The sequence below is a fragment of the Halorubrum tibetense genome (assembly GCF_055396225.1).
Map to the genome: position 1 here is coordinate 637,927 of NZ_AP043742.1, position 25,436 is coordinate 663,362.

The window sequence follows — 25,436 nt, forward strand, 5'->3', positions numbered from 1 at the left end:
GCACCCGGACTTTTTCACGACGCCCGAAGGGAGGAGTGGAAAAGCCGGAAGGCGAGCGTGGATCGAACCGCCGACTCGATCGGGGAGTAGTCATCACGGTCGGAGGCGATGGCGAGAGCGACGCTAGATCGTGAGCGTCAGCACGTTCCCGTCGTCGTACTCGAAGCGCATGTCTCCGCGCAGCTTGCGCGTACACCAGTAGGCGATCCACAACCCGATCCCCTGCCCGTGCTGGAGCGACGTTTCCTCGCCCGCTCGGAGCGTCTCGATCTCGTGTTCGGGGATCCGGTCGTTGCTGTCCCGGATCTCGATCCGCGTCTCGCTATCCGCCTCAGCCGCTCCCGTGACGGCGATACTAACCGTCGGCTCCGCGGCGTCGGCGTGGATGGTCGCGTTCTCGACGAGGTTGTCCAGAAGCACCGACAGGATCCGTCGATCGGCACGGATCCGGTGATCTGCCGGCTCGACCGTGTACGTGATCGTCGCATCGTCGTGTGCGGCCGAACGCGTCTCGACGACCTGGGCGACGACGTGTTCCACGGGGAGTAGTTCCGGTTGGACCCCCCGTTCTCGGATGTCGTCGAACTCGCCGGCCTTTTCAGCGATCGACTGTAGTCGATCGCTTGCGGCCGCGATCGTACCGGCCTGTATCGCCTGTGTGGGGTCGTCGACGGTCGTTTCCAACAGCTCCGCGTATCCACTGATGACCATCGTCTCGTTCCGGAGGTTGTGCCTGAGCACGCGGTTCAACACTCCGAGCTGTTGCCCGCGCTCGCGCTCCTCCGTCACGTCGTACAGCACGACCATACTCCCCACCGACTCACCGACCGGGTCGGTCAGATCGGTAAACGACACGGCGAACGTCCCGCCGCGCTCGGCCCCGAGCGTGAGTTCGCCCGTCTCACGGAGCGTCCCTAACGTGACACCGAGAACCGACTCGAGTGGGGCGGGGGGCGACGTCGACGGGGACAGGAAGCGTTCTTCCGCCCGGCCGTTCACCCGGACGACCTGTTCGTTGGTATCGAGGACGAACACGGGGTCCGACAACGAATCCAACCCGGTCTGCTCCGCCATCCGCTGTGTCGCCGGGTTCGTCTCGAACATGTGGGTGCCGACGAACGCGTACGCGTCGAGTGCGACGTGGACGAGCATCAGCGGCGCGGTGAGATGCAGCTGTGGGACCGGTCCGACGCCGAACAGCCACAGCGACACGCCGACCGACGGCGGGACGGTACTCAGGATCACCGCCGTCGCTTCACGCCGGTACAGCGGCCCGTAACTCAGGATCGCGCCGATCAGTAGCAGCGAACCGACGCCGGCGGTCGCGATAGAGAACAGGAACGCGAAGGCCCCCCACGGTTGGACGGTGTACGTGGCCGTGGCGAGCCCGAACACCGGGTCGAACTGGAACTCGGTCCAGATGAGCCCGTGAACCCGGTTCGTCGCGGCGAGGACCGCCGACAGGACCGGGACCGCGGCAACGATCCCGAACAGCGGGGTGCGGATGAGGTTCCCCCGACCGGTGTAATCGAGACCGAACGCGAGGAAGAACGGACCCATGAAACAGACGCAGACGAACGCGACGACCGCAAGCACAAGCCGCACCGTCGGGTCGAACACGAGCAACGCGACCCCGTATGCGAGACAGAACACGGCGACCGACGCCATGTTCCCCATGAACCAGTTCGCGCCCGACTTCCCGCGCTGACGGTACAGGTACTGGAGGAGATACAGCGCCCCGCCGCTGGCCGCGAACGAAGCGACCACGATCGCGAGTCCGACCGCTCCCGGAGTCATTAGTCGATGGATGCACGTAATCTATAACGGAGTATAACGCTGTGGATACCGTTCAGTCGCGTCGGTAAATCGGGTGCTGCGTCGGCGACACGGGTCCGGGGGCGCGCGTTCGCCGCGTGCCGGCCGTCGATCCTCGTACGTGGTCGCCTCCGTACGGCAGATCGTTCTATCGGTATCGCGAAATGTACGCCCGCAACACTAACGACCGGTCTCATCTCCGGCGGCGTGCCGCGTCGACCGGGAAACCCTCGTGGCGGGCGGTCGCCTGCGCGGCGACGGGCGGGTCGCGTCAGCGACCGGATGTCACGCGCCTGGGTTCTCCGCGCTGTCATCGCTCCCATCAGGGAGTACTCGGGCGGGGACTAAGGGCACGCATCGGTGATTCTCCCCGCGTAGGCTTAAACACCGCGACGGGCCGTCACCCGATGGAGCGTCACCCGACGGGCGGCCCCGTCGGTCGACGCGACGGCACCGCCAGTCCGCGTCGTGACCGCACCGACATCACTGCGTGCCGTCGGCTCCGCCCTCGCCGGGGACGCTCCCGCCGGAGTCGCGGGCTTCGGGGGGATCGGCGGCGACCGGGTCGATCCCGCGGCGGTTCGCGTCGAACTCGGAGAGCCCGTAGACGAGTCCGATCAGGACGATCACCCCGACAGGAAGGAGGACAACCGGGGAGATCCCGGTGGCCCCCCAGACGAGCAAGAGGAGTATCGCGACGACGGCGACGGTGACGGCGTAGTACAGCTGGGTCCGAACGTGGTCGATGAGGTCAGCGCCGGTGAACGTCGCCGACAACACGGACGTATCGGAGATCGGTGAGGTGTGGTCACCGAAGATCGCCCCTGAGAACACCCCGCCGACGACGGCGGCGACCATCGTGTGGTCGCCCGTCAGCGACCACGCGACCGGGATCGCGACGGGCGTGAGGATCCCCATCGCGCCCCAGGAAGTACCGGTCGAGAACGCGACGAACGCCGAGAGGAGCAACACCACCACGGGGAGGACCGCCGTCGGGAACTCCTCACTCACGAACCCTTCGATGAAGTCCGCGGTCTCCAGCGCGGCCACGACCTCGCCGATCGACCACGCCAACACGAGGACGGTGACCGCCGTGAGCATGATCCCGAACCCGTTGACGGTCGTGTCGGTCGCCTCGCCGACTCCGAAGATCCCGTAGATCTTTCCGAGGGCGAACCCGGAGGCGACCATCGCGAACGAGCCGTACAGGAGCGCGGCGGCGTAGTCGGCGTCGATCACCATGTCGTACAGGGACGCGCCGGGCTCGTAGCCGGTCCACAGCGCGGAGCCGACGGTGACGGCGACGAGCACGGCGACGGGCGCGAAGAAGTTGACGAGGCGCGGCTCGGCCGCGCTCGGGTCGCCGAGCTCGGCCTCCACGTCCTGCATCGGGACCGCGTCGTCGCGCGTCACCTTACCGGTCGACGCGGAGCGGTGTTCGGCGGTCAGCATCTCTCCGTAGTCACGCCCGGTGAGAACGATGATGCCGACCATGGCGATGGCGAGGATCGAGTAGGCGTTGAACGGGATCGACGAGAGGAACACCTCGAATGGAGAGGGGGCATCCGCGATCCCGAGGTTGTCGTAGGCGTCGTTGATCAGCCCGAGCTGGAACGCGACCCACGAGGAGATCCCGAGCGTCGCCACGGGCGCAGCCGTCGAGTCGACGATGTAGGAGAGCTTCTCGCGGGAGACACGCAGCCCGTCGGAGACGTCCTTCATCGACGACCCGACGATGGCGGTGTTTGCGTAGTCGTCGAAGAACAACACGATCCCTAAAAGCCACGTGACGAGCCCCGCGTCACGCCGGCTGTCGAGTCGCGACAATCCCCAGTCGCGGACGGCGTAGGAGCCGCCGAGGTTCCAGATCATCGCGACGCCGGAGCCCAAAAGCAGGGTGAAGACGATGATCGTGGCGTGGAACCCGCCGTCGGCGACGACCGCGTCGATGATCCAGTCGAACGTCTGGACGATCCCCAGCCCGCCGGTGTAGATGACGGCCCCGGCCCACACGCCGAGGAACAGCGAGAGGATCGCCTTCCGAGTGACGATCGCCAGCACGATGGCGAGCAGCGGCGGGACGATCGAGAGGACACCGAACGATGACATAACGTGACACACTCGGGGGAGGGGACTTAAACCCGGCTTACGGCCCGAGCTGGCGGCCGGCCGCCTTCCGTTGGAGCGAGGCGGCCCGTCGGATCCAAGCCGTCAATCGGAGCGAGGCGGCCCGTCGGCCCGGCGGTTCTAGACGGCATCGCCGAGAGGTCGTCGGGATGTCGCTCGAAGCACCGACGGATCGTCGGCATCGAACCGATACCGTCGCGGAGCCCTCGGCGGACGGCGGAATCGGCAGCTATCCGAAGCCACTTACGCGTCTGTGACTCATCCACGCGCAATGTCTGTACGAGTCGGTATCCTCGGTGCGACGGGCGCCGTGGGCCAGCGGTTCATCCAGCTGCTCGACGACCACCCAACCTTCGAGCTCGCGGCCGTCACCGCGAGCGCGGACAGCGCGGGAAAGACGTATCGCGAGGCCGCCAAGTGGCGCGTCGACACCCCGATCCCGGACGACGTCGCGGAAATGGAAGTCGTCGAGACGTCGCCGGCGGGGATCGCCGACGCGGACGTCGACCTCCTCTTCTCCTCGTTACCGTCCGGCGTCGCGAGCGAGGTCGAACCCGCGTTTCTGGAGGCGGGGTACGTCGTCTCCTCGAACTCCTCGAACGACCGGATGGCGACCGACGTGCCGCTCACGATCCCGGAGATCAACCCGGAGCACCTCCAACTGATCGAGGTCCAGCGCGACGAACGGGGCTGGGACGGGGCCCTGGTGAAGAACCCGAACTGCTCGACGATCACGATGGTGCCGACGCTCGCGGCGCTCGACGAGTTCGGGCTCGAACGGGTCCACGTCACCACCCTCCAAGCGGTGTCGGGTGCGGGGTATTCCGGTGTCACCTCGATGGAGATCATCGACAACGCGATCCCCCACATCGGCGGCGAGGAGGCGAAGATGGAAACGGAGTCACGGAAGCTACTCGGCGAGTTCACCGGCGCGGAAGTGCGACTGCACGGAGCCGACGTCGCCGCCTCGTGTAACCGCATCCCGACGCTGGACGGGCACCTGGAGAACGTGTTCGTCGAATTCGCCGACGAGCCCTCGCCCGCAGCGCTCCGGGAGGCGATGCGCTCGTTCGAGAGCGCGGACCTGCCGAGCTCGCCCGACCAGTTAATAAAGGTGTTCGGCGACGACGAGCCGGACCGACCGCAGCCCCGACTCGACCGCACGTACGCGGGCGGGATGGGGATCGTCGCCGGCGGCGTTCAGGAAACCGCCACCGGCGCGAAGTACAACTGTCTCGCACACAACACGATCCGTGGCGCGGCCGGCGCGTCGCTGCTCAATGGCGAACTGCTCGTCGAGGAAGGCTACGTCTGAGCGAGGGAGTTGCGTCCGGGGGAGAAGAACGGGCCGCTTCCGAGCGGGAGTCACCACACGGGCGCGAGGAGCAGGGCGACGGTGAGCGAGATGAAGACGATTTTCAGCGCCGTGTTGACGGCGATCACCTTCGTGCCGAACTCCGCGCCCCAGATCCCGTACTGGAACGGGATCGATCGCCGGAACGTCGACACCGCAAACGAGAGGATCCCACCGATCAGGAGGCTCGCGACGGCGGTCCGCGTGGTGAACACGCCGGCCTCGGTGCCGGCGAGCGTGACGGCCCCGGCGACCGTATCGAGCGTGTACACGGCGATAACGGGGACCGCGGCGCCCGGAAGCCCGAGAACCCCGGTGATCGGCTCGGCGGCACTCGTCAGGCCTTCCACGTCGTAGTAGGTGACGAGCGCGATCACGAGCGTGTACACGGCGGCGAGCCGCGGCACGATCCGTCGAAGCGTCGACCGGGATTTCTCGGCGGCGTCACGCACCCGTTCCCGTCGGGTCCGGTCGTCGGCGTCGGGTCCGGACGCGTCGACATCGGCGAGCGCGGATCGATCCACGTTGCGCTCGGAGAGGAGCAGGCCGCCGGCGAGGACGCCGGTGACCGTGATCGCGAGCGCGATCCCGGCGCGTGCGGAGACGTACACCACCCCGGTCGTCGTCCCGAGGATGGGGATCAACACCGGGATGTAGAAGGTGAACACGTGTTGGACGAACCCGAAGAACGTGTTGATGGTGACGGCGACGAGCGTCGCCCGGTCGTCGAGCAGCCCCGACTCGCGGTACTCGGCGAGCGTGGCGTATCCGGCCGTCGTCGACGCCGCGGTGGTGAGGATCGCGGTGCCGACCTCGTCGGGGAGGTTGGCGGGACGCGTGAGCCAGCCGGCGAGACCGGCGACGTACCGGATCAGGCCGAACGCGACCGCGACGTTGGCCGCGAACACGCCGACCGCGATGAACACGGTGATCCGCGCCAGACGGGGGACGACGTCGGACAGCAGCGCGACGAGCTCGGGGAGCACCGATTGCACTACCGTCGCTACGCGGCGGGCGGCCTAATGCGCATCGGAGTCGACGACGCGGGCCCCGGCGGGACACGGCGGGACGAACGGAGCCCGGTCATCCCCGCATCCCCTGAGCCCGTACCAGCCACCATTCTCCGCACGCGGGGCTTATGTGGAGCGCCGCCGAAGCCCCGCCGATGGCACCCGCGGAGGACGACATCTCGATCGAGGAGAAGCGCGTGTACGCCGGGAGCGCCGGCCGCACCGACGCGTACGTGGCCACCGGGACCGGCGTCGTCCGCGTCGCGCTCTCGGCCGACAAGGTCGGCGCGTTCGACATGGTCGCCCGGGAACCCGCCCGCGACGTGGCCGTCCGCCCGGGGGCCGGCGCGTCCGATCCCGACCTCGTGGGCGTCGCGACCGGGAACGGGCTCCGAGTCGCGGTCGTCGACGACGATCCCGAGTTCGTCCCCGTAGACGACACGTCGGAGCCCGGCGGAGTCGGAGCCGACGCCGACACGGACCCGCCCGCGGTCGCGGTCGGCGTCCACGGCGACGCGTTCCTCGTCGGTCGCGCGGACGGCAGGATCGACCGGGTCACGGTCGCGGAGCCCGCAAGCGACGGTTCACCGCCGATCGCGACGACCGTCCGGATCGGCGAGGTCCCCGACCCGCGAGCGATCGACGGTCCCCTCGTCGCGGCCGCGGACGGCGTCCATCGGGTCGCAGACGCGGACGGGGGAGACGGCGACCCGGCGCTCGTTCCCGTCGGCCTCGACGACGCCCGGGATGTCGCCGGGGCCGGCGTTCCGCTGGCGGCGACCGGCGACGGGCTCTACTGGCTCGGTAACGGTTGGATGGCGGCGCGGGAGGCGGCCGCGACCGCGGTCGCCGGGGACGGCGGCGGCCACGCGATGGCGGTCGTCGCGGGCGAGCTGCTCGTCCGTGACGGAACGGTTGGAGAGGGACCCGAGGGTACGCCCCCCGGCGGGGCAGGATCCGGGAGCACGGCCGACGACAAGGGAAGATCCGGGAGCACGCCCGACGACAAGGGAAGATCCGGGAGCACGCCCGACGACAAGGGAAGATCCGGGAGCACGCCCGACGAAAAGGAGGAATCCGGGAGTACGATCAGGTCGGGCGAGTCGGTTCAGGGGTGGGACTCAGACGCGTGGGTGACACCGACACTTCCGGTCGACGAGCGTCCCGTCGCGCTCGGCTACGGGCCGGGGATCTCGGTCGTCGTCACGGAGGCGGGGACCCTGTGTGTCGACGCCGGCGACGGCTGGCGACACCAAGTGGTGGGCGTTCGCGACGTCGGCGGGGTCGCGCTCGCGACCGTGGAGTGACGGGGGCGGCGCGGAACGGGGGCGGCGGGTCCGTGGCGTGGCGCGGGTTCAATCGCGAAGCTCCCTCTACGCGACAGGACCGCCTCAGGCGCTCGGGAGGTCGATCGGCTCGCCGTCGGCGTGGACGGTCGGGTTCCGGACGATCCCGTCGAGGTGGAGAGGTGCGTCGGTGTCGCCGCCGATCCCGGCGTTGTCGCCGATCGCGATATGGACGGTTCCCGCCGCCTTCTCGTCGAGGAGTACGGACCCGACGAGCGTCTCGACGCCGACGTTGGTGCCGATCCCCAGCTCGGCGAGGTTGTAGGCGGCGTCGCCGACCGACTCGGCGGCGGCCTCGATGTCCGCGCGGATCGCGTCGTCGTCGATCCGCGTGACGAGGCCGTCTTCGACCTCGAACGTCAGCGTCTGACCCTCCTCGAGCAGCCCGTGCGGCATCATCGTCCCGTCGACGACGAACGTGCCGGTCGCGGTTTCGGGCGCGAGGAACACTTCGCCCGCCGGGAGGTTCGAAAACTCGCCGGGGGCGTGGACCGACCCCGTGTCTGCGAGCCACTCCCGGTCGCCGACGCCGAACGTGATGTCGGTCCCCGCGGGGGCCGTGACTCGTATCTCGTCCGCGTCGCCGACCGCGTCGAGCACGTCGTCGCAGGCGGCGTCGATGGCAGCGTAGTCGGCGTCGAGCCCCGTTACGAACACGTCTTCCGTGATCCCCGGGAGCGTCGCACCGCGCGCACCGGCGTCACAAGCCGCGCCGCGGGCGCGGGTGTGACTCAGGCTCTTCGTCGTCGGCGCGAGGAAGACGTCCGCTTCCGCCATCGCGGCCGCGACGGGCGCCGGCGGCTCCGTCCCGTGCTGGTCGCTCGGGGGGTACCGGAGGACCGTCGCGTCGTCGGTGACCTCAGTCGCGGCATCGTACAACGCCTCGCCGATCGGTTCGCGCTCGTCGTCAGTGACGACGACGACGGACTCGTCGGACTCGACACGCAGGCACTGCTCGATAGCCGTTCGGGCCGCTGAACCCAGCTGATCTCTCATAAAGATCAGTGGGTCCCGGCGGGCGTTAGTCCTTGTCATCGGCACGCGGTGCCCCGGACCGCCCCGGATCGAACCGCAATTACTACTCTATTACACAATTCAGTTACACGCTCACATCCCCCGAATTAACTGATCCGTTACTCGCGACGTAGTTAGTTTCTATGAAAAATCCTCGAAAGAATTATGCGTGCCGACGGAGGTCATACCGATATGACACGAGTGGGTGTGAACGGGTACGGGACGATCGGGAAACGGGTCGCGGACGCGGTCGCGGCGCAGCCGGACATGGTGCTCCGCGGCGTGGCGAAGCGGAGCCCGAACCACGAGGCCGATTCGGCTGTCCAGCGCGGATACGCCCTCTACGCCGCAGATTCGGACCGTCTCGGCGAGTTCGAGCACGCCGGGCTCCCCCTCGCTGGCACCCTCCCGGACCTCCTCGATAGCGTCGACGTGATAGTCGACTGCTGTCCCGCCGGGGTGGGTGCACGGAACCGCGAGCGCTACGCGTCCCACGACGTTCGAGCCGTGTTTCAGGGCGGCGAGGCCGCGAACGTCGCGGACGCCTCCTTCACCGCCCGGACGAGCTTCGAGACCGCCCGCGACGCCGATACCGTGCGCGTCGTTTCGTGTAACACCACCGGGCTCGCCCGGCTGCTCGCACCGCTCGATGAAGCGTACGGAGTCGAGAAAGCCCGCGTCACGCTTGTTCGTCGCGGCGGCGACCCCGCACAGACCGACCGGGGCCCGATCAACGATATCGTCCCGGACCCGGCGACCGTTCCCTCCCACCACGGCCCGGACGTTCGCACCGTTCTTCCCGAGGTCGACATTGACACGGCTGCGCTGAAAGCGCCGGTCACGGCGATGCACACCCACAGCGTCAACGTCAGTCTCGGGGCAGCGCCCACTGCCGACGAGGTCCGCGAGCTGCTCGCACGGGAATCCCGGCTCTTCCTCATCCCCGAGGTCGCGGGGATCGACGGCGCGGGAAAGCTGAAGGAGTACGCGCTGGACTGTGGGCGACCGCGGGGAGACCTCTGGGAGAACTGCCTGTGGGCGGAGTCGATCAGCGTCTCAGGGACGGATCTCTACCTGTTCCAGAACGTACACCAAGAGGCGGACGTCGTCCCGGAGAACATCGACGCGATCCGGGCCATGACCACGGACATACCCGTGGACGAGTCGGTCACCCGGACGAACGAAGCGCTCGGCGTCGGGTTGGGGGGCCGTCTGGGTGAGGAACTGACGCCGAACGGTCCGGTGACGGCTGACGATTGATCGCTGACAACTGACGGCTGATCGCTGACGACTGGTCAGTGGCAGGTGACTGATCGGCTCCGCTGGCCCGCAGCAGAGAGTCCCCCGAAACGGGTCGTTAGCGATCGGTCGGCGTCGTCACGAGGAACGTCCGCCCACCGCGACGCTCCAAGTAGACCTCGCTGTCGGCGACACGGTTCGACCGTGCACGGTCGAGGATACGGTCGGTTCGGCACTCCGTGACCTCCACCCGCGTTGGTGTCGCGTATCGGGGCCGGTCGCTTGTTGCCACGCTCATACGAGAGCGATCCGTCGGAACCGTTGTATAAGCGAGCCATCCCCGGAGTGAAACTGAAAGTAAAGCCATGCGAGCCTGAACGGACGAATACGTCCGGGGAACTACTGATCGGGGTTCGGGGATCGACCGTCGACCGTTGGGGCATCTAGCCGCCGGTCACCGGCGGGAGCAGCCATCGGTCACCGGCGGAGTCCGGCTTCCTCGTCGTCGGCGACGAACCGCACCGTGAAGTAGTCATACCCGCCGTAGGCGGCTTCGAGCGCCCCCATCCACCAGTTCCACCGGTCGACGAGCGAGGAGCCGTCGGGTGCGTCCGAGAGGTGACGGACCACCGCGGGGACGGTGAGACCGTGGCCGCGATCCCTGGAGGGTTTTCCGGAGTCGGCCAGATCACTGGCGGCCCGCGCCACCGCGCGTCGCTGCGCGTCGGTCCCACCGAACTCGTCGGCCAACGCCCGTTCGAGCCGCTGTCTGTCCATACACGTTGGTAGGGTGTGCCGCTATTTGAGTCGACCGGTGGGGGTGGTCGTGACCGCGAACGGCGACGCGGGTGACGACGGGTCAGAGCCGCGCGGCGAGCGCGAGGAAGACGAGGGTGAACGGCGCGGAGAACGCGGCGAGCGCGACCGCCGCACCCCCCTCGCCAGCGGCGGACAGCGCGCCGCCGAGCACGAGCGTCGAGCAGCCGATCAGCGCGAGCATCGTGCGGACGGGGACGCTCGCACGGGTCGGTCCGGGCGAGCGAGCGAGGACGTCATCGAGGGTGTTCCCCACCGCGTCCGCGCGGTCCCGGGGGACGGTGAGCCACGGGGTCGAGCGGTACCACTCGTTGCCGCGATACGCGAGCAGGAACACGGTCCCGGCACGCGGGAGGTCGACACGTCGCGTCCGGATCACCGCGTCGAGGTCGTCGGTGCGGCTCCGGTCCTGTGTGGGGTACCGGCGGCGGATCTCGTGGTTCCCCGGATCCAACTCGACCTCGACGCCCCGCCACAGTAGGCTGACGGGCACGAGCCAGAGCCACGCGACGAGCGGCCAGACGCCGAGTCCGGTCCAGTCGATGCCGAGAAGCCACACCGCGACCGGGGCCGTCGCGCCGAGAAGGACCCAACCGGGACGCAGCGACGAGAGCCCCGAGAGTCGATCATGGAGCGGCCCGGACCCGAGCTCCCAATCGTCATAGAAGAGATAGAGATACGGAACGGTGAGGAGCGCGAGCGCGAAGACGAAGACGACACCCACGAACGTCTCGCCGAGGTTCAGTTCCGCGAGTGCCGAGACGACGCCGCCGAGCGAGACGGAAGCGAGCGCCGAGCCGACGTTCATCGCGAGGATAGCGCCGACCGCCGCCCAGACGAGGGCGACTGCCAGTCCGACCCCGACGATCAGCGACCGGATCCGGTCGTGACGGACTGGGCCCCACACGATCGTGTCGGCGGCAGTGTGACTCTCGCCGGCTTCGAGGCCCGCACGTTCGGCGTCGCGGTCGGCGATCTTGGCATCGCGCTCGGCGACCTCGTCGTCGTCGCGCTCGGCAGCGGGAGCGCTCGCCGTACCGGAGCCAGCGCCTTCGGAGGGCATACGCGGGAGAATACGGCGGTTCGGTATAAAAACCGTCGTCCGCCCGGGCGGAGTGGGAGCGCACCCGCTCAGCGGTCGAGGTACTCGCCTTGGATGTCGACGACCTCACGAGAGTCCGCACACGCCGCGTACCGCTGTAAGGGTTCCTCGTTGAGGTCGAGAAACGTCTCGCCCCAGGTGAACTTCGCCATGATCCGCTCCGCGTGATCGGGCTCGCCGAGGATGACGAGGGCGGCCGCGAACGCCTCGACCGTGGTGAGCCGCATCGGCCGCCCGAAGTTGACGGGGTTGCCGGCGACCAGATACGGGAGTGCGCGGTGCTCGCCGGGGAGGCTGAACCGCTTCTCGCCCGCCGACTCCCACGAGCAATCGAGCGCGACCAGCGCGTTCTCGCGGGCGAGGTCGGCGTCCGCGGGCGAGAGCGCCCGCTCGGCGTGCGGGTTCAACACCACCCCGTACGGCGTGGCGCGATCGGATCGATGCAGCTCGGCGAGGTCGAAGCGCGCGAGCTTCCGCGCCGTACACTTCTCGGGGTCGTCGTCGCCCTCGTACCGGACGTGGAGGTCCACGATACCCGATCGGCCGGGCCGGTTATAAGGGGTGCGGAGTGGCGGATAACGGCGTCTACAGTTGACATCCTCCCCGCCCTAAAGGGCGAGGATTCCCGAGCGTTGGGATATTAGGGTTCGCAACCCACCTGTTCGCTCGGTGCGAAACGCCCCGAGGTTTGATTGAACAGATAGGCTACTGGCCGTGCCAAACGACCGTTACTCATATCCCCCGTTGGGGGATTCTGAGTTATCTTTCTGCGAATGTTCACCGCACCATTCACGTCTGCGTTCATCGTTGCACCCCACGATTCACAGACGTACAACCCACGCTCCACACGGCTCGCCTCACGCTTCCGACCACAACACGAACACGTCTTGCTCGTGTCCCGCTCGCTCTTTCGGTCAACGAGGATACCGTGTTCCTCAGCCTTGTATTCAAGCAACGTGGTGAAACGGTCGAACTCCCATCCGTGGAGTTTCTTATTCCCGCACTTACCCCAGTTCCGCGAGTCACCGTTCTCCTCTTCTCGAATCTTGCTCAAGTCGCCAACAGCCATGCGACCGACCGCGTGGTCAATGCACTGCTCAACGATGTGTTTGGCGAGGGCGTGCAGGAAGTGGTCTTTCCGACGCGAGAGTTTCTGTCGGGCGCGGAGCGCACGGCGTGACGGGCCGTTCTCGCCTTCGGTGTCGTACTCGTCGCGGGTGAAGTAGTGCTTGTCCTGTTTCAGTACGTTCCCCGGATACAACTCCGCATCACCGTCGTCGTAGGCGATAGCGAGGTAGTTCTTGATACCGAGATCGATTCCAGCTGTGTTGTCGCCGGGTGCGTCCTCGACGGGAATTTCGACCTTACAGACGAGGTGCAGTTCCCAGCGGTCGCCGTCCCACACTGCTCGCACTTGCTGGATGTTCTCCACGGTTACGTCCGGTCGTGTTTCGTACTCTGTGAGGATGAAGTCTGAGCGGTGGTTCTTCAGGTTGAAGCCCTTGCTCAGGCGGAGTTTGTTGTGCTTGGAGTCGTGTTTGATGCCGTTCTGCTTCCACGTCACGGTGGAACGCGGGTGTTTGTCGCCTCGCTTTCGGTATCCGGGTGGATTCGCGTCGGTGTCGCCATTCTTGCGCTTTTTGAACCAACCGTTGAACGACTCAGCGAGTTCTTCGAGAACGCGCTGACTTGACTGAGAATGTAGGTCACTGTATCGTTCGTGGTCTTTTAGTTCGCGCTTGAGGTCGGCTTCGGACGGAATCTCTCCCGTGTCATCCCATTCTTGCTGGGAGTGATAGCGGGCGACGTTCCACAGTTTGGATGCTGAGTACCCGCAATCACCGAGGTCGTCACTCACCTGTTGGTGGTTGACGATTTTCGCTCGATAGGTGCGAGTTGTCTCCAGCATCGTACTGTGTCCATAAGTACTTATAGAATATTTCTATTAAATACAGTGGTTGAGCGTAGAATATCCGGCAGTGCCATCGGCGGTGGGTTGTGTAGGAATTGTCGGCTGTATCCCCGCCCTTCAGGGCGGGGTTTTAGCCTTGTAACTTCGATAAGCAAGGCGAGTGCCCCGGGGCATGATCCCGAGGCGGTTCACGGCTCGTCGCCAAACCCACCCGGCTGCTCGTCGAACACCTCGCGGTGAGACGGTGACCGTTCACGGCGAGACCGTGTCGTGGTGTCTCTCCGCGACTCCCACTCGTTGGTGGATGTCGTCACCGGTGACCGTCAGGCTAAACACTCGAACGGAGGTGTATCTCACGTATATTGCACAGTCTCTCCACCGGCAATATTGTCGAGAAAAGCCGATATTACCGCCCGACTGCGGCACCTCTCCACGGAGATTCAGGTAGAAATAACGGTAAGGTTACTTTCGACGATGCGACTCGGCGGAGAGTCGTGCTCATTCATAACGAATACAGGGTGCTCCGAAGTGGTGGTGTGGAGAACATAGCTGACGACGACGTGCTGGAGAATAGCGCAAACAACACACGGCGACAGTTCGTCGCCGGGACTGCCGGTGCTCTCGGTGGGCTCGCTGCCGGTGTGGGACTCGTCGCTCCTGTCAGCGGCGATGAACACGACGAGAACGGAGATGACGAGGACGGAGACGACGAGGAGACGAACGGCGAGGACCCGGAACCGATCGAGAACGAGTTCGAGGACGACGTTGCGATCCTGAACTACGCCCGAACGCTCGAGCTCCTCGAAGCGGACTTCTACCGACAGGCGTTGGAGAACATCAGTGAGGAGGAGCTCTGCACCTGCAACATGCTCCAAGCGGACAGCGCCCTCGCAGAGAGGGCGTACGATGAACTGGTGACGATACAGGAACACGAGGAGACTCACGCGGACGTGCTCGGTGAGACGATCGAGGCGCTGGGTGGTGAACCGGTCGAGGATCTGGAGTTCGACTTCGGACTCCGCGTCGAGTACGCGGAGCCGTTCCTCGCGACCGCCGCCATGCTCGAGGACATCGGCGTCTCCGCGTACGCCGGGGCGGCACCGTTCATCGAGAACGAGGACCTGGTCGCACCCGCACTCAGCATTCACAGCGTAGAGGCGCGACACGCGTCCTTCGTGCGCACATTAACCAGCCAAACCGGGTTCCCGACGGCGTTCGACGAGGCGCGCTCTCGCTCCGAGGTGCTGGAACTCGCAGCCCCATTCATTGTGGGCGAGGAGGAAGAAGACGACGAAGAAGGCGAGAACGGGGATGACACGGACGAAGACGAAAACGGTACGGACGAAGGCGAGGACGAGACGGGCAACGGAGAGAACGGGGATGGCACGGACGAAGGCGAAAACGGTACGGACGAAGGCGAAAACGGTACGGACGAAGGCGAAAACGGTACGGACGAAGGCGAGGACGAGACGAGCAACGGAGAGAACGGGAACGGAACGGACGAGGGCGGTGACGGCAACGGCGGGGACGTGTAAGCAACGGCGGAGACGGGTAAGCAACGGCGGAGACCTGTAGAGCGCGGAACGCTGGTACCGGGAACCGATCCGCGTGTTCTTCGCGGATCGAGCGCCCCGACGTCGTTCTCGTCGCGCCTTTCGAAGCGAGTGTTCACGCGGTAGTGCGCTGTCAGTCGTTTGAGCGTTCGATACCGTCAAACCGACCCGGTACCGGCGGGGTTTTTCCTCGTCGCGGCGGTTGAACACGTATGGAGCTGTTCGCCGTACCGGACCTGCCGGAGATCCGGGAGGGAGACGATCTGGCGGCCATGATCGACGCGCGCGTCGATCTCCACGAGGACGACGTCGTCTGCGTCGCCAGCACCGTCGTCTCCAAGGCGGAGGGCCGAACCTACGACCTCGAGGCGTTCCCGCCCAGTCCGCGCGCAGAGGAGGTCGCGGCGCGGCTCGCGGAGCTCTCGGGCGAGGAGAAGGACCCGCGGTTCGCCCAGGCCGTGATCGAGGAGTCGACGGAGCTGATCATGGAGGCCCCGTTCCTCCTGACGGCGACCCGCTTCGGCCACATCGGCGTCAACGCGGGGATCGATCGGTCGAACGTTCCCGACGGCGACCTGCTGTTGCTCCCGGAGCGTCCCTCCGAAAGCGCGGCGCGGATCCGCGAGGGACTCGCGGCCGACCGCGTCGTCGTCACCGACACCTGCGGTCGGCCGTTCCGTCACGGCCAGCGCGGGGTCGCGATCGGCTGGGCCGGGATGCCCGCGAGCCGCGACTGGCGCGGCGAGCGCGACCGCGACGGCCGCGAGATGGGCGTCACCGTCCAGAACGTGATCGACGAGCTGGCGTCGGCCGCCAACCTCCTCGCCGGCGAGGGCGCGGGCGGCACGCCTGTCGTCGTCGTCCGCGACTGGACGTTCGGCGACCATGACGGCTCGAACAACCACTTCCGCGCGGTCGACGGCGACTTCGTCCGCCAAGCGCTCCGCGACTGGGAGTTCCGGACGTAATCACCACACCATGCTCGGCATCGAACTCACCCCCGAACACGACCTGCATCGCCTCGTCGACCTCGGCGTCCGCGCCGAGGAAGCCGGCTACGACGCCGTCTACTCGACGTGTCACTACAACAACCGCGACCCGTGGGCGTTCCTCTCACAGCTCGCGACCGCGACGGACGAGGTCAGGCTCGGCCCGGGCGTCGCCAACCCGTACGAGACCCATCCCGTGACGCTCGCATCGCGGGTCGCGACCGTGGACGAACTATCAGAGGGCCGGGCCGTCTTCGGGCTCGGCCCGGGGGACCCTTCGACCCTCCGCAACCTCGGGCTGGAGGATGAGCGTGGGCTCCGCTCCGTGCTGGAGGCGTTCAAGACGGCGCAAAAGCTGTGGGCCGGCGAGCGCGTCGACCACGACGGCAGCTTCGACGCCACCGACGCCGGACTCAACTACGAACCCCCGCAGGGCGCGTCGATCCCGGTCCACGTCGGTGGCGAGGGACCGCACATGTGTCGGATGGCGGCGAAACACGCCGACGGCCTCCTGTACAACGGCTCACACCCGAAGGATCTCGCGTGGGCCCGCGACCAGGTCGACGACGGACTCGGCGACCGACCCGAGCACCGTGGCGAGTTCGACCTGATCGCCTACGCCGCCGTCTCGGTCGCCGAGGACGGCGAGGCGGCCCGCGAGGCCGCCCGCCCGCCGGTCGCGTTCATCACCGCGGGGGCGGCCCCGCCCGTGTTGAAGCGACACGGTATCGATCCCGACGCCGCGGAAGCGATCGGCGAGCACGTCTCGGCCGGCGAGTTCTCGGCCGCCTTCGAGCGCGTCACCCCCGAGATGACCGACGCGTTCTGTATGGCCGGGACGCCGGAGACGGTCCGCGAACGGGCCGCGAGCGTGGCCGACCACGCGGACGGCCTCGTCGTCGGCTCCCCGCTCGGTCCCGACCTGGAGGCGAGCGTCGAGCTCGCGGCCGAGGCACTCGACGGACTGTTCTGAAGCGGGAGCCGACCGCGTCGCTGTCGGGGCAGGTTGAACCGACGGGGAACGGTCGAGCGCTCAGTCCGCTCGGCCGCGACCGCCCAGCGACGGGAGCTTCACGCCGAACTCGCCGAACAGCGCGCCGACGGCGGCGTACCCGAAGACCGAGACCGCGGCGATGATGAATAGCTGGCCGACGACCACGAGCACCGCCGTCAGCGGGTCGACGGGCCCGAGGATCAGCTCGTTCGCGAAGATGTCGAGGAACCGGCCGACGTCGCCGAGGAGTCGCGTGACGAAATCGAGGAGCGCGATCATACCCGAGCGTTGGGTCGGGGGGTACTTGGGTGTTGTAGTTCGGACGATCCACGTCTCCGGGTTGCCGTCGAGGGGCCGGGGCGGAGCCTGGTTCCGGGAACCGAACGGCTTACACCCGACCGACACGGAGACGACGGTAATGAGTACCTTGCTGTGGATCCTAACGGGGATCCTCGCGTACACGGCCGCGGCGATGTGGCTCCGGAACCGGGGATACCTCCCCGATTCCGTGCGGGTCTCCGGTCCGCTGACGACGATCCACACCCGCCGTGGACGGGCGTTTCTCGACCGGCTCTCCGGCCCGAAGCGCGCCTGGCGAGTCGTCGCGAACCTCGGTCTCGGCGGCGCGCTCGTCGCCATGGTCGGCTCGTTCGTTCTGATCGTCTCGACCGGGATCTCCGCGCTGGCGGCCACCCAGCCCTCAGCGGTCCAGCAGCCACAGAACTTCCTCATCATCCCCGGCGTCAACGAGTTCCTCCCGCTGTCCGTCGCGGGCGAGATCGTCGCCGGGCTCGCGATCGCGATGGTCGTCCACGAGGGGGCCCACGGCCTGCTGTGTCGCGTCGAGGGGATCGACATCGAGTCGATGGGGCTCGTGCTGTTCGCCGCTATCCCGGTCGGCGCGTTCGTCCAGCCGGACGAGGAGGCGACCCAGGAGGTGTCCCGCGGTGCCCGGGCGCGGATGTTCGCGGCGGGCGTCACGGCGAACACGCTCTTGACGATCGTCGTCTTCGCACTGCTGTTCGGCCCCGTTGTAGGCGCGATCTCCGTCGCCCCCGGCTACGCGGTCGGCGAGGTGAACCCGGGCTCGCCGGCGGCCGCCGCCGACATCGCGGAGGGTGACCGGCTGATCGAGGTCGCCGGCGAGCCGGTCGAGACCGCGGACGAGTTCGAGGCGGCGATCCGCGAGGCCGACGCCGACGTCGAGGTGGTCGTCGACGACGGTGACGAGGAGCGAACGACCGAGGTCGCACGCGAGCTCCAAGCGGTCGGCTCCGCCGGTGGCAACGCCCTCGGCGTTGAAGTCACCGACCGGCCCGTGACGATCGCGGCCGTGAACGGCGAGCCCGTGCGGACGGAGCGCGCGTTCTTCGAGGCTGTCGGCGACGCGGAACGGGCGACGGTGACGACGGAATCGGCCGGCGTTGAAGGCGGGGTCGGCGACGCGACCGAGGGCGTTGAGATGGCGATCGGCGCGTACGTCGTCGGTGTGCAAGAGGACGGCCCGCTCCACGAGGCCGGCGCGGCGTTCGGCGAACCGCTGACCGTCGTCGAGATCGACGGCGAGCGCGTCTACGCAGCCGGCGACGGCCCGAACGGCCTCGCGACCGTGCTCGGCGAGCGCGAACCCGGAGCGACCGTCGAGGTCGTCGCGTACACGACCGAGCAGGAGCGCGTCACCTACGACGTGACGCTCGACGCACACCCGAACCGTGACGGCGGGTTCATCGGCGTCAGCGTCTTCCCCGGGACGAGCGGGCTCGCGCTCGACGACTTCGGCGTCACGGAGTACCCCGCCGGGGCGTACCTCGAACTGCTCGGCGGAGACGGCGGCGACGCGCTCGCGGACGTCCAGCCCGCCTTCGCCGGACTGATCGACTCGCCCCTGGGGCTCGTGTTCGTGACGCTGATCCTCCCGCTCGGCAGCCTGTTCGGGCTCCCGTTCAACTTCGCGGGGTTCACCGGGGAGGTCACGAACTTCTTCGTGCTCGACGGTGGGCTCGCGGTGTTGGGCGGGGGCGCGTTCCTGTTAGCGAACCTGCTGTTCTGGACCGGGTGGATCAACATCCAGCTGGCGCTTTTCAACTGCCTCCCGGCGTTCCCGCTCGACGGCGGCCGGATCCTGCGGATGGTCGCGGAGGCGGTGATGAGCCGGCTCCCGCTGTCGGACCGCCACGCCGCCGTCCGAACGATCACCGTCTCGTCGGGGTTGCTCATGCTGTTCGGCCTGATCGCGATGATCTTCGGGAACCAGATCCTCGGCGCGCTCGGGATGATCTGAGGCGACCGGCCGGCGGGGTCGTCGCCCGCCCTTCCGCAACCGCGGACAGCAACGTCCGCCGCAGGGGAAACCGGTTTCTCCACGCGGGCTGACGGGTGGATATGAGCCACGCACGCACCGTCGAGATCGAGGGACACATCATCGACAGCGGGACGATGCAGCGCTGTTTCGGCGCGGTGATGGATCTCGGCGGCTCCTTCGACGTCGAGCGGTTCGACGTCGGGACCCACGAGGAGGCCGAGTCGTACTGTCGGATGCAGGTGTCGGCCGACGACGAGGAGACGCTGCAGGCGATCCTCCACGAGCTCCACCAGAACGGCGCGGTGTTGGAGAACCCCTCCGACGTGGAACTCGTCGCCGCCCCCGCGGACAAAGTCGTCCCCCCGAACTTCTATTCGACGACGAACCACCCGACCGAGGTGTTGTACGACGGCGAGTGGATCGACGTCGAACGGATCGAGATGGACTGTGCGCTCGTCGTCGACCCCGACCCGGATGAAGGAAACGGGCCGCGCGCCTACACGCGGGTGCTCGACGCGGTCGAGGAGGGAGATATGGTCGCGACCGACCAGTCGGGGATCCGGGTACACCCGCCGGAGCGCCCCCGGAGCGGCGGCGGCGCGTTCGGCTTCATGCAGGGCGGCGTCTCCTCGGAACGACCCTCCGAGTCGACGATCCGAGAGGTCGCCGCGGCGTTACGCGAGGTGAAAGCCGACGGCGGGAACGTGATGGTCGTCGCCGGCCCCGCCGTGATCCACTCCGGCGCGGGCGAGGCGCTCGCGCGACTGGTCGAGGCGGGGTACGTCGACGCGCTGTCGGCGGGCAACGGGTTCGCGACCCACGACTTGGAGCGGTCGCTGTACGGCACCTCGCTCGGGATGGACGTGGAGACCCTCGAACACCCGCGGAAGGGTCACAAACACCACATTTGGACCATCTCGGAGATCATCCGGGCGGGGGGGATCGAGGCCGCCGTCGAGCAGGGGAAGGTGACGGAGGGGGTGATGTACCAGTGTGTCGAGAACGACGTCGACACCGTGCTCGCGGGGTCGATCCGCGACGACGGCCCGCTGCCGGACACGATCACCGACGCGGTCGAGGCACAGAACGCGATCCGCGATCAGGCACACGACGCCGACGTCGTGTTGATGCTCGCGACCCTGCTCCACTCCGTCGCGGTCGGGAACTGTCTCCCGTCGACGACGAAGACCGTCTGTGTCGACATCAACCCGGCAACCGTCACCCAGCTGCTCGACCGCGGCTCCGCGCAGGCGATCGGGATGGTGACCGACATCGGGACGTTCGTGCCGACGCTGGCGGAGTTCGTCCTCGAGGACGACGGCGAGAGCCACACCACCGACGGCGACGTCTGATGACGGTCGATATCCGCCCGTACGACCCCGAGATAGACACTGACGGCCTCTATCGATGTAAACTCGCGTTCGAGCGAGGGCTCGGCGAGAGCACCGGCGATGAGGCGAAGGCGACGGCGTACGAGGGCAAACTCACCGACGCGTACCGCGACGCGTGGCTCGCGTGGGTGGACCGCTGTGTCGACGACGACCCGCGGTGCGTGACCGTGGCCGTCGACAACGGGACCGACGCCGACAGCAACGCCGACAGCGACGTCGACGCCGGTGTCGTCGGGTACGTCTTCGTCCTCCCCGAGCGACTGGCGTTCGTCTGGGACGCCGCGGTGATAAACGAGCTCTACGTCGCGCCCGAGTATCGTGGCACCGGCGTCGCCGACGAGCTCGTGTCGGCCGCGCTGTCGCTCGCGGCCGACCAGGAGCTGCCGTTGGACCGGGTGGTGCTCGACGTCGACCCGGCGAACGAGCGTGCCCGAGCGTTCTACGACCGGCACGGCTTCGAGCCGTGGGGGGAGATGGTCGCCCGCCCGATCGAACGGTGATCGCGGCGGTGCGGGGGCGATGACGGTCGTCGTTCCCGCCTGATCCGTCAGTCGGGGTCCGGGTACGACCCGGACCACACCAGCCGCGGGACCGCAACGAGGAACGGGAGCAGGAAGACGACGAACAGGGGCGATCCGAGCGCGTCGCCGTCGAGGACGAGGGACGCGCCGACGCCGAGCGCGATCGTTGCCGCCAACACGACCGAGGCGGCCGCGATCCGACGGTCGATCGGCCGGAGATCGGTCGTGCCGACGGGCAGGTCGAACGCCTCGACGACGCCTTCCGGGTCGGTAACGGGCCCGACCACCCGTGCTCTCTCCTCGTCGCCCCACCCGGTCGTCATCCTGAACGTACGGGCGTCGAGTAGGCGATCCGGCAGCCTGTTCTCGACGACCTCGACGTCGCGGAGCACGTCGACGGGTGCCGCCCACTGCGGCTCGTCGAGCCACGTGTCGTACGCGACGATCCGGTCGTCGTACCGCCGGTATTCGAGCGACGCGTACCGGAGGACGAACCCCGCGACGTGGACCCCGATCGCGGCGAGACAGAGGCCGACGACGACGGCCAGGGTCCCGACTGCGATCGCCGGGGGCAGCTCCCCGTCGGTGAACGTCCCGAGAACGGCGACCCAGATCACCGCGAAGCCGGTGATATAAAACGCCGCGGGCCAGGAGAGCGTTCGTGCGAGCGCGGTGGCGACGACCGCGCGGCGATGCGTCCGAAACCGGGCGTCCGGGGCCGGCGGAGCCTCACCGTCAGACCCGTCGGCTCCGGGAACGCGGTCCGCCCTGGGTTCCTCGTCACCCCGAGGGCGGTCGACCGGATCCCGGGTCGCCGGGGCGTCCTCCGACCCGCTCGGGCCCGCGAGCCAGCCGGTGAAGCCGTCACGTGACGACCGGACGGTCGACCACTCGAGGAAGAGCTTGAGCCCGACGAGGACGACGAGGATCGCGACCCCGCCACCGACCGTGTCGAGGAACGGGAGGGCGAGGCCGACGAACACCAGGAAGAACGCCTGGCGGACCGGCGTTTCCACGACCGCGTACGGCGAGACGGTCTCGTAGCCGCGGTCGCCGATGTACTCCCGACTGACCTCGATCAACTGTCCGGCGAACAGCGCGAGCGCGGCCGCGAGCACCTCGGGTCGCGCGAGGAGCGCCGGGAGGTCGAAGACCTCGGAGAACACCGCTCCGGCGAACACCAGAAACCATCCCGCGCTGCCGGCGACCGCGGCCGCGAACGGGACGTTCCGGGGATACACGGGCGGGAGCCACGCGACGAGGCGAACGGAGCCCCGCTTTTCCACCAGTTCGGCGCTCGTGACGCTGATGAAGCCCTCCTCACGGTCCGACGGCGGGGGCCGAGCGGCGAACAACGCCTTCACGCCCGCCAACGGGATCGAGAGGCCGACCTCGATGGCGTAGATAGCCACAAGCGTCGCGGGGTCCCAGCCGAACCGGACGACCCCGACGAGCGGGAGCAGGTTCGCGACCAAGACCGGAAGGAACGGGTCGATTCGAGCCGACGAGTCGGAGCGGGTGGAGGGCATCGATCGTCCCCGGAACACAGAGGGCCTCTGGTTATAAGCGACACGACGGCCCGCCCGCGACCCCCGCCCGCGACCCTCACTCGCGACCCCACCGCGCGGGAACGCCGTCGAGGAGTTATGTACGAGGCGACGCTATCTCCATCCATGCGATACCTCGTTGCCACGGACGGGTCGACGCTAGGGGACGAAGCGGTCCGGTACGCCGCGCGACAGGCCGCCGCGTTCGAGGCGACGCTCGTGATCGCGCACGTGCTGACGCCGGACTCAGAACTGATCGACGGGATGCTCATCCTCCCGGGCGAGGAGGCGGCCGTCGAGGAGGGCGATCGCGTGTTATCGGCGGCCCGGCGGGTCGCCGAGACCGTCGCCGACGAGGAAGGAGCGGATATCGACATCGAAACGGAGCTGCTGACCGGCCGCCCGGCGGACGCTATCACGGCGTTCGCGGACGAGAGCGATGCCGACGCGATTCACGTCGGCCACCGCGGGCTGAGCGAGGAGCGCGAGCAGGTGGTCGGCAGCGTCGCGAAGAGCGTCGTCGACAAGGCGACCGTTCCGGTGACGGTGATCCGGTAGCAGTCTCGGGAGCCGACCCCGGCGCATCCGTCGGCGACAGACCCTTGCCCCGAGGACTCGAACTATCGGGTGAGAATGGGCGCGGACGAGGCGGAGGCGCTCGCGACACTCCCGGAGACCGACCGGATCCAGTCGCTGATCGGTGCCGCCGGCCATCCCGGAACCGTAGTCTGGCACCGCGAGGACCTGCGGATCGCGGACAACGCCGCGCTCGCGGCGGCCGCGTCACCGGAAGGCGAGCGGGATCCCGAAGGCGCGACCGCCGAACGCGCCGGCGACCCGCGCGTTCTCCCACTTTTCGTCTTCGATCCGGCCTTCTACGGCGACCGCGGGATGGCCTGTGACGCCCGGATCGAGTTCCTCCACGACTGCCTGCGCGACCTCGACCGCCAGTACCGCGACGTCGGCACGCCCGGACTGACGTACGCTCACGGCGACCCGGTCGAGCTCCTCGGTCGGTTCGTCGACGCCGGGTGGGACGTGGTCGCGACGCGCGACCCCACGGGTCGATACGGACTCCGTCGCGACGAGCGGGCCCGCGAGCGGCTCGGCGTCCGGTTCGTCGATGGGGACGGCCTCGTGCGCGACGACGATCGACCGCGGCGCGGCTGGAAGGAGTCTGTCGAGTCGTGGCTGGCCGCCGACCCGCACGACTGGGACCCGCGTGCGGTCGCCGTCGAGCGGATCGACACGGGGATCGACCCCGGGACCGTCGCGGACGCGTACGACGTCGTCGGCGAGAAGTCGATGGTTCCGACCGGGGGCCGGGAGGCGGGCCGTGATCGGCTGAAGTCGTTCACGAGCCGGATCGGCGAGTACCCCGGGAGCATCTCCTCGCCGGTCGACGCCCGCGACGGAACGAGCGGACTCTCGCCGTATCTCCGGTTCGGCTGTCTGTCGGTCCGGGAGGTCCACCGTCACGTCGACGAGCACGCGCCGGACGGCCGGGGGAAGTCGATGTTCGTCTCCCGGCTGTTCTGGAACCTACACTACCGACAGAAGCTCGTCGACTGGCCCGGCTGGCTCGACGAGGCGGTAAACCCGGTCATGCGCGGGTTCAACCGTGACCGGCACGACCCGGAACTCGTCGAGGCGTGGAAGGCCGGGAAAACCGGGTTCCCGATGGTCGACGCGAGCATGCGATCTCTCCGCGAGACGGGGTGGCTCAACTTCCGGATGCGGGCGCTCTGTGCGAGCGTCTACTTTCACGTCCTCCAGCAGCCGTGGCTGATCGGCGCGGACCACTTCCACGAGCACCTGATCGACTCGGTCGCCGCGATCAACTACACACAGTGGCAGTCACAGTGCGGGCTCGTCGGTCGCCCCGGCCTCCGGCTGTACAACCCCCACAAGCAGGTCCGCGATCAGGACCCGGACGGCGAGTTCATCACCCGGTGGGTGCCCGAGCTCGCGGAGCTCCCGGCCGAGTACCTTCCCAGACCGGCGAAGGCTCCGCTGGCAGTCCAGGACGACTGTGGCGTTCGGATCGGGGAGGACTACCCGTATCCGGTCGTCGACTACGAGGCCGCGCGTCTGGAGTTTCGCGACCGCTACGCCGCCGCCTACCCCCGTGCCGCCGCACGACTCGCCGACGAGACGGTCGCGAGACGGGCGTCGCTCTCCGGCGGGATCGGCGGCGCGGCGTCGATCGCGGCCGAACACGGAGAGGGTGAACTCGAGGGCGGAGCCGCCGGCGACAGGGGTCTCGGGGCCGGTGAGCGCGGGGACGGAACCCCCGGCGACGAGGCAGGCGGACCGGCTCGCTGCGGGGGCGCACAAACCGGCCTCGACGAGTTCTGAGCGGGGGGAGACACTGTCGCCGACGGGTTTAGGTACCGCGAGCGCT

Annotated in this window: 22 protein-coding genes; 11 read left to right on the forward strand and 11 right to left on the reverse strand. The window is 68.1% G+C overall.

What is annotated here, in order from left to right; all coding sequences use genetic code 11:
- Nucleotides 1-123: 123 nt before the first annotated feature.
- Both ACZ5TV_RS03190 and ACZ5TV_RS03195 read right to left on the reverse strand, forming a co-directional pair.
- Nucleotides 124-1,797, reverse strand: a complete 1,674-nt coding sequence (locus ACZ5TV_RS03190) for a histidine kinase N-terminal 7TM domain-containing protein (protein ID WP_379780818.1) — start codon at nucleotides 1,795-1,797, stop codon at nucleotides 124-126.
- Between the two features lie 501 nt (nucleotides 1,798-2,298).
- Nucleotides 2,299-3,924, reverse strand: a complete 1,626-nt coding sequence (locus ACZ5TV_RS03195) for a Na+/H+ antiporter NhaC family protein (protein ID WP_379780816.1) — start codon at nucleotides 3,922-3,924, stop codon at nucleotides 2,299-2,301.
- 289 nt (nucleotides 3,925-4,213) lie between these two features.
- Here ACZ5TV_RS03195 and asd point away from each other — a divergent pair, with 289 nt between their 5' ends.
- Nucleotides 4,214-5,257: an aspartate-semialdehyde dehydrogenase gene (gene asd / locus ACZ5TV_RS03200; protein ID WP_379780814.1), complete on the forward strand. Its 1,044-nt coding sequence runs from the start codon at nucleotides 4,214-4,216 to the stop codon at nucleotides 5,255-5,257.
- A gap of 50 nt (nucleotides 5,258-5,307) precedes the next feature.
- Here asd and ACZ5TV_RS03205 read toward each other — a convergent pair whose 3' ends face one another.
- Nucleotides 5,308-6,291: a nucleoside recognition protein gene (locus ACZ5TV_RS03205; RefSeq protein WP_464384091.1), complete on the reverse strand. Its 984-nt coding sequence runs from the start codon at nucleotides 6,289-6,291 to the stop codon at nucleotides 5,308-5,310.
- A gap of 170 nt (nucleotides 6,292-6,461) precedes the next feature.
- On the opposite strand from ACZ5TV_RS03205, the gene ACZ5TV_RS03210 reads away from it, so the two are divergent.
- Complete coding sequence (locus tag ACZ5TV_RS03210; protein ID WP_464384092.1) at nucleotides 6,462-7,613, forward strand: HVO_0234 family beta-propeller protein; 1,152 nt, start codon at nucleotides 6,462-6,464, stop codon at nucleotides 7,611-7,613.
- An 84-nt stretch (nucleotides 7,614-7,697) separates the two neighbouring features.
- Here ACZ5TV_RS03210 and ACZ5TV_RS03215 read toward each other — a convergent pair whose 3' ends face one another.
- Complete coding sequence (locus ACZ5TV_RS03215) at nucleotides 7,698-8,648, reverse strand: aminopeptidase (protein WP_379782749.1); 951 nt, start codon at nucleotides 8,646-8,648, stop codon at nucleotides 7,698-7,700.
- A gap of 210 nt (nucleotides 8,649-8,858) precedes the next feature.
- On the opposite strand from ACZ5TV_RS03215, the gene ACZ5TV_RS03220 reads away from it, so the two are divergent.
- Nucleotides 8,859-9,926, forward strand: coding sequence for a type II glyceraldehyde-3-phosphate dehydrogenase (locus ACZ5TV_RS03220; protein ID WP_379782747.1), 1,068 nt, complete (start codon nucleotides 8,859-8,861; stop codon nucleotides 9,924-9,926).
- Between the two features lie 97 nt (nucleotides 9,927-10,023).
- Here ACZ5TV_RS03220 and ACZ5TV_RS03225 read toward each other — a convergent pair whose 3' ends face one another.
- From ACZ5TV_RS03225 to ACZ5TV_RS03245, 5 genes are all read right to left on the reverse strand, one after another.
- Nucleotides 10,024-10,203, reverse strand: coding sequence for a hypothetical protein (locus ACZ5TV_RS03225; RefSeq protein WP_379782745.1), 180 nt, complete (start codon nucleotides 10,201-10,203; stop codon nucleotides 10,024-10,026).
- A gap of 179 nt (nucleotides 10,204-10,382) precedes the next feature.
- Complete coding sequence (locus ACZ5TV_RS03230; protein WP_379782742.1) at nucleotides 10,383-10,682, reverse strand: hypothetical protein; 300 nt, start codon at nucleotides 10,680-10,682, stop codon at nucleotides 10,383-10,385.
- 82 nt (nucleotides 10,683-10,764) lie between these two features.
- On the reverse strand, nucleotides 10,765-11,784 hold the full coding sequence (locus ACZ5TV_RS03235; RefSeq protein WP_464384093.1) for a hypothetical protein: 1,020 nt from the start codon (nucleotides 11,782-11,784) through the stop codon (nucleotides 10,765-10,767).
- Between the two features lie 68 nt (nucleotides 11,785-11,852).
- Nucleotides 11,853-12,353, reverse strand: a complete 501-nt coding sequence (locus ACZ5TV_RS03240; protein WP_464384094.1) for a DUF367 family protein — start codon at nucleotides 12,351-12,353, stop codon at nucleotides 11,853-11,855.
- Nucleotides 12,354-12,463: 110 nt separating this feature from the next.
- Nucleotides 12,464-13,732: an RNA-guided endonuclease InsQ/TnpB family protein gene (locus ACZ5TV_RS03245; protein WP_379783719.1), complete on the reverse strand. Its 1,269-nt coding sequence runs from the start codon at nucleotides 13,730-13,732 to the stop codon at nucleotides 12,464-12,466.
- Nucleotides 13,733-14,271: 539 nt separating this feature from the next.
- On the opposite strand from ACZ5TV_RS03245, the gene ACZ5TV_RS03250 reads away from it, so the two are divergent.
- From ACZ5TV_RS03250 to ACZ5TV_RS03260, 3 genes are all read left to right on the forward strand, one after another.
- Nucleotides 14,272-15,270, forward strand: coding sequence for a ferritin-like domain-containing protein (locus ACZ5TV_RS03250; RefSeq protein WP_379783420.1), 999 nt, complete (start codon nucleotides 14,272-14,274; stop codon nucleotides 15,268-15,270).
- A gap of 230 nt (nucleotides 15,271-15,500) precedes the next feature.
- Nucleotides 15,501-16,256 (forward strand): coenzyme F420-0:L-glutamate ligase, encoded by a 756-nt coding sequence (locus ACZ5TV_RS03255; RefSeq protein ID WP_464384095.1) that lies wholly within the window; start codon nucleotides 15,501-15,503, stop codon nucleotides 16,254-16,256.
- Between the two features lie 10 nt (nucleotides 16,257-16,266).
- On the forward strand, nucleotides 16,267-17,250 hold the full coding sequence (locus ACZ5TV_RS03260; protein ID WP_464384096.1) for a 5,10-methylenetetrahydromethanopterin reductase: 984 nt from the start codon (nucleotides 16,267-16,269) through the stop codon (nucleotides 17,248-17,250).
- A gap of 60 nt (nucleotides 17,251-17,310) precedes the next feature.
- Here the strand turns inward: ACZ5TV_RS03260 and ACZ5TV_RS03265 are convergent, their stop codons facing one another.
- Entirely contained in the window at nucleotides 17,311-17,550 is a 240-nt protein-coding gene (locus ACZ5TV_RS03265; protein WP_379783829.1) for a hypothetical protein, read from the reverse strand.
- Nucleotides 17,551-17,689: 139 nt separating this feature from the next.
- On the opposite strand from ACZ5TV_RS03265, the gene ACZ5TV_RS03270 reads away from it, so the two are divergent.
- From ACZ5TV_RS03270 to ACZ5TV_RS03280, 3 genes are all read left to right on the forward strand, one after another.
- Nucleotides 17,690-19,552 carry a site-2 protease family protein gene (locus ACZ5TV_RS03270; protein WP_464384097.1) on the forward strand — a complete coding sequence of 621 codons (1,863 nt, stop codon included), beginning with the start codon at nucleotides 17,690-17,692 and terminating at the stop codon, nucleotides 19,550-19,552.
- Nucleotides 19,553-19,653: 101 nt separating this feature from the next.
- Nucleotides 19,654-20,925, forward strand: coding sequence for an ornithine cyclodeaminase, nickel-pincer nucleotide-dependent (locus ACZ5TV_RS03275; protein ID WP_379782044.1), 1,272 nt, complete (start codon nucleotides 19,654-19,656; stop codon nucleotides 20,923-20,925).
- The gene (locus ACZ5TV_RS03280; protein ID WP_379782046.1) at nucleotides 20,925-21,464 is read left to right on the forward strand and encodes a GNAT family N-acetyltransferase; all 540 of its coding nucleotides are present in this window, start codon (nucleotides 20,925-20,927) and stop codon (nucleotides 21,462-21,464) included. The genes ACZ5TV_RS03275 and ACZ5TV_RS03280 overlap by 1 nt, the downstream gene beginning before the upstream one ends.
- Nucleotides 21,465-21,511: 47 nt before the next feature.
- Here ACZ5TV_RS03280 and ACZ5TV_RS03285 read toward each other — a convergent pair whose 3' ends face one another.
- Complete coding sequence (locus tag ACZ5TV_RS03285; protein WP_379782049.1) at nucleotides 21,512-23,014, reverse strand: DUF6498-containing protein; 1,503 nt, start codon at nucleotides 23,012-23,014, stop codon at nucleotides 21,512-21,514.
- Between the two features lie 144 nt (nucleotides 23,015-23,158).
- On the opposite strand from ACZ5TV_RS03285, the gene ACZ5TV_RS03290 reads away from it, so the two are divergent.
- The gene (locus ACZ5TV_RS03290) at nucleotides 23,159-23,590 is read left to right on the forward strand and encodes a universal stress protein (protein WP_379782051.1); all 432 of its coding nucleotides are present in this window, start codon (nucleotides 23,159-23,161) and stop codon (nucleotides 23,588-23,590) included.
- 75 nt (nucleotides 23,591-23,665) lie between these two features.
- Nucleotides 23,666-25,390 carry an FAD-binding domain-containing protein gene (locus ACZ5TV_RS03295; protein ID WP_464384098.1) on the forward strand — a complete coding sequence of 575 codons (1,725 nt, stop codon included), beginning with the start codon at nucleotides 23,666-23,668 and terminating at the stop codon, nucleotides 25,388-25,390.
- Nucleotides 25,391-25,436 lie beyond the last annotated feature (46 nt).

What these genes read in the sequence shown, in the direction of transcription:
- ACZ5TV_RS03190 (WP_379780818.1), bottom strand. Translation starts at nt 1,797, where the DNA reads ATGACTCCGGGAGCGGTCGGACTCGCGATCGTGGTCGCTTCGTTCGCG.
- ACZ5TV_RS03195 (WP_379780816.1), bottom strand. Translation starts at nt 3,924, where the DNA reads ATGTCATCGTTCGGTGTCCTCTCGATCGTCCCGCCGCTGCTCGCCATC.
- asd (WP_379780814.1), top strand. Translation starts at nt 4,214, where the DNA reads ATGTCTGTACGAGTCGGTATCCTCGGTGCGACGGGCGCCGTGGGCCAG.
- ACZ5TV_RS03210 (WP_464384092.1), top strand. Translation starts at nt 6,462, where the DNA reads ATGGCACCCGCGGAGGACGACATCTCGATCGAGGAGAAGCGCGTGTAC.
- ACZ5TV_RS03215 (WP_379782749.1), bottom strand. Translation starts at nt 8,648, where the DNA reads ATGAGAGATCAGCTGGGTTCAGCGGCCCGAACGGCTATCGAGCAGTGC.
- ACZ5TV_RS03220 (WP_379782747.1), top strand. Translation starts at nt 8,859, where the DNA reads ATGACACGAGTGGGTGTGAACGGGTACGGGACGATCGGGAAACGGGTC.
- ACZ5TV_RS03225 (WP_379782745.1), bottom strand. Translation starts at nt 10,203, where the DNA reads ATGAGCGTGGCAACAAGCGACCGGCCCCGATACGCGACACCAACGCGG.
- ACZ5TV_RS03230 (WP_379782742.1), bottom strand. Translation starts at nt 10,682, where the DNA reads ATGGACAGACAGCGGCTCGAACGGGCGTTGGCCGACGAGTTCGGTGGG.
- ACZ5TV_RS03235 (WP_464384093.1), bottom strand. Translation starts at nt 11,784, where the DNA reads ATGCCCTCCGAAGGCGCTGGCTCCGGTACGGCGAGCGCTCCCGCTGCC.
- ACZ5TV_RS03245 (WP_379783719.1), bottom strand. Translation starts at nt 13,732, where the DNA reads ATGCTGGAGACAACTCGCACCTATCGAGCGAAAATCGTCAACCACCAA.
- ACZ5TV_RS03255 (WP_464384095.1), top strand. Translation starts at nt 15,501, where the DNA reads ATGGAGCTGTTCGCCGTACCGGACCTGCCGGAGATCCGGGAGGGAGAC.
- ACZ5TV_RS03260 (WP_464384096.1), top strand. Translation starts at nt 16,267, where the DNA reads ATGCTCGGCATCGAACTCACCCCCGAACACGACCTGCATCGCCTCGTC.
- ACZ5TV_RS03265 (WP_379783829.1), bottom strand. Translation starts at nt 17,550, where the DNA reads ATGATCGCGCTCCTCGATTTCGTCACGCGACTCCTCGGCGACGTCGGC.
- ACZ5TV_RS03270 (WP_464384097.1), top strand. Translation starts at nt 17,690, where the DNA reads ATGAGTACCTTGCTGTGGATCCTAACGGGGATCCTCGCGTACACGGCC.
- ACZ5TV_RS03275 (WP_379782044.1), top strand. Translation starts at nt 19,654, where the DNA reads ATGAGCCACGCACGCACCGTCGAGATCGAGGGACACATCATCGACAGC.
- ACZ5TV_RS03280 (WP_379782046.1), top strand. Translation starts at nt 20,925, where the DNA reads ATGACGGTCGATATCCGCCCGTACGACCCCGAGATAGACACTGACGGC.
- ACZ5TV_RS03285 (WP_379782049.1), bottom strand. Translation starts at nt 23,014, where the DNA reads ATGCCCTCCACCCGCTCCGACTCGTCGGCTCGAATCGACCCGTTCCTT.
- ACZ5TV_RS03290 (WP_379782051.1), top strand. Translation starts at nt 23,159, where the DNA reads ATGCGATACCTCGTTGCCACGGACGGGTCGACGCTAGGGGACGAAGCG.
- ACZ5TV_RS03295 (WP_464384098.1), top strand. Translation starts at nt 23,666, where the DNA reads ATGGGCGCGGACGAGGCGGAGGCGCTCGCGACACTCCCGGAGACCGAC.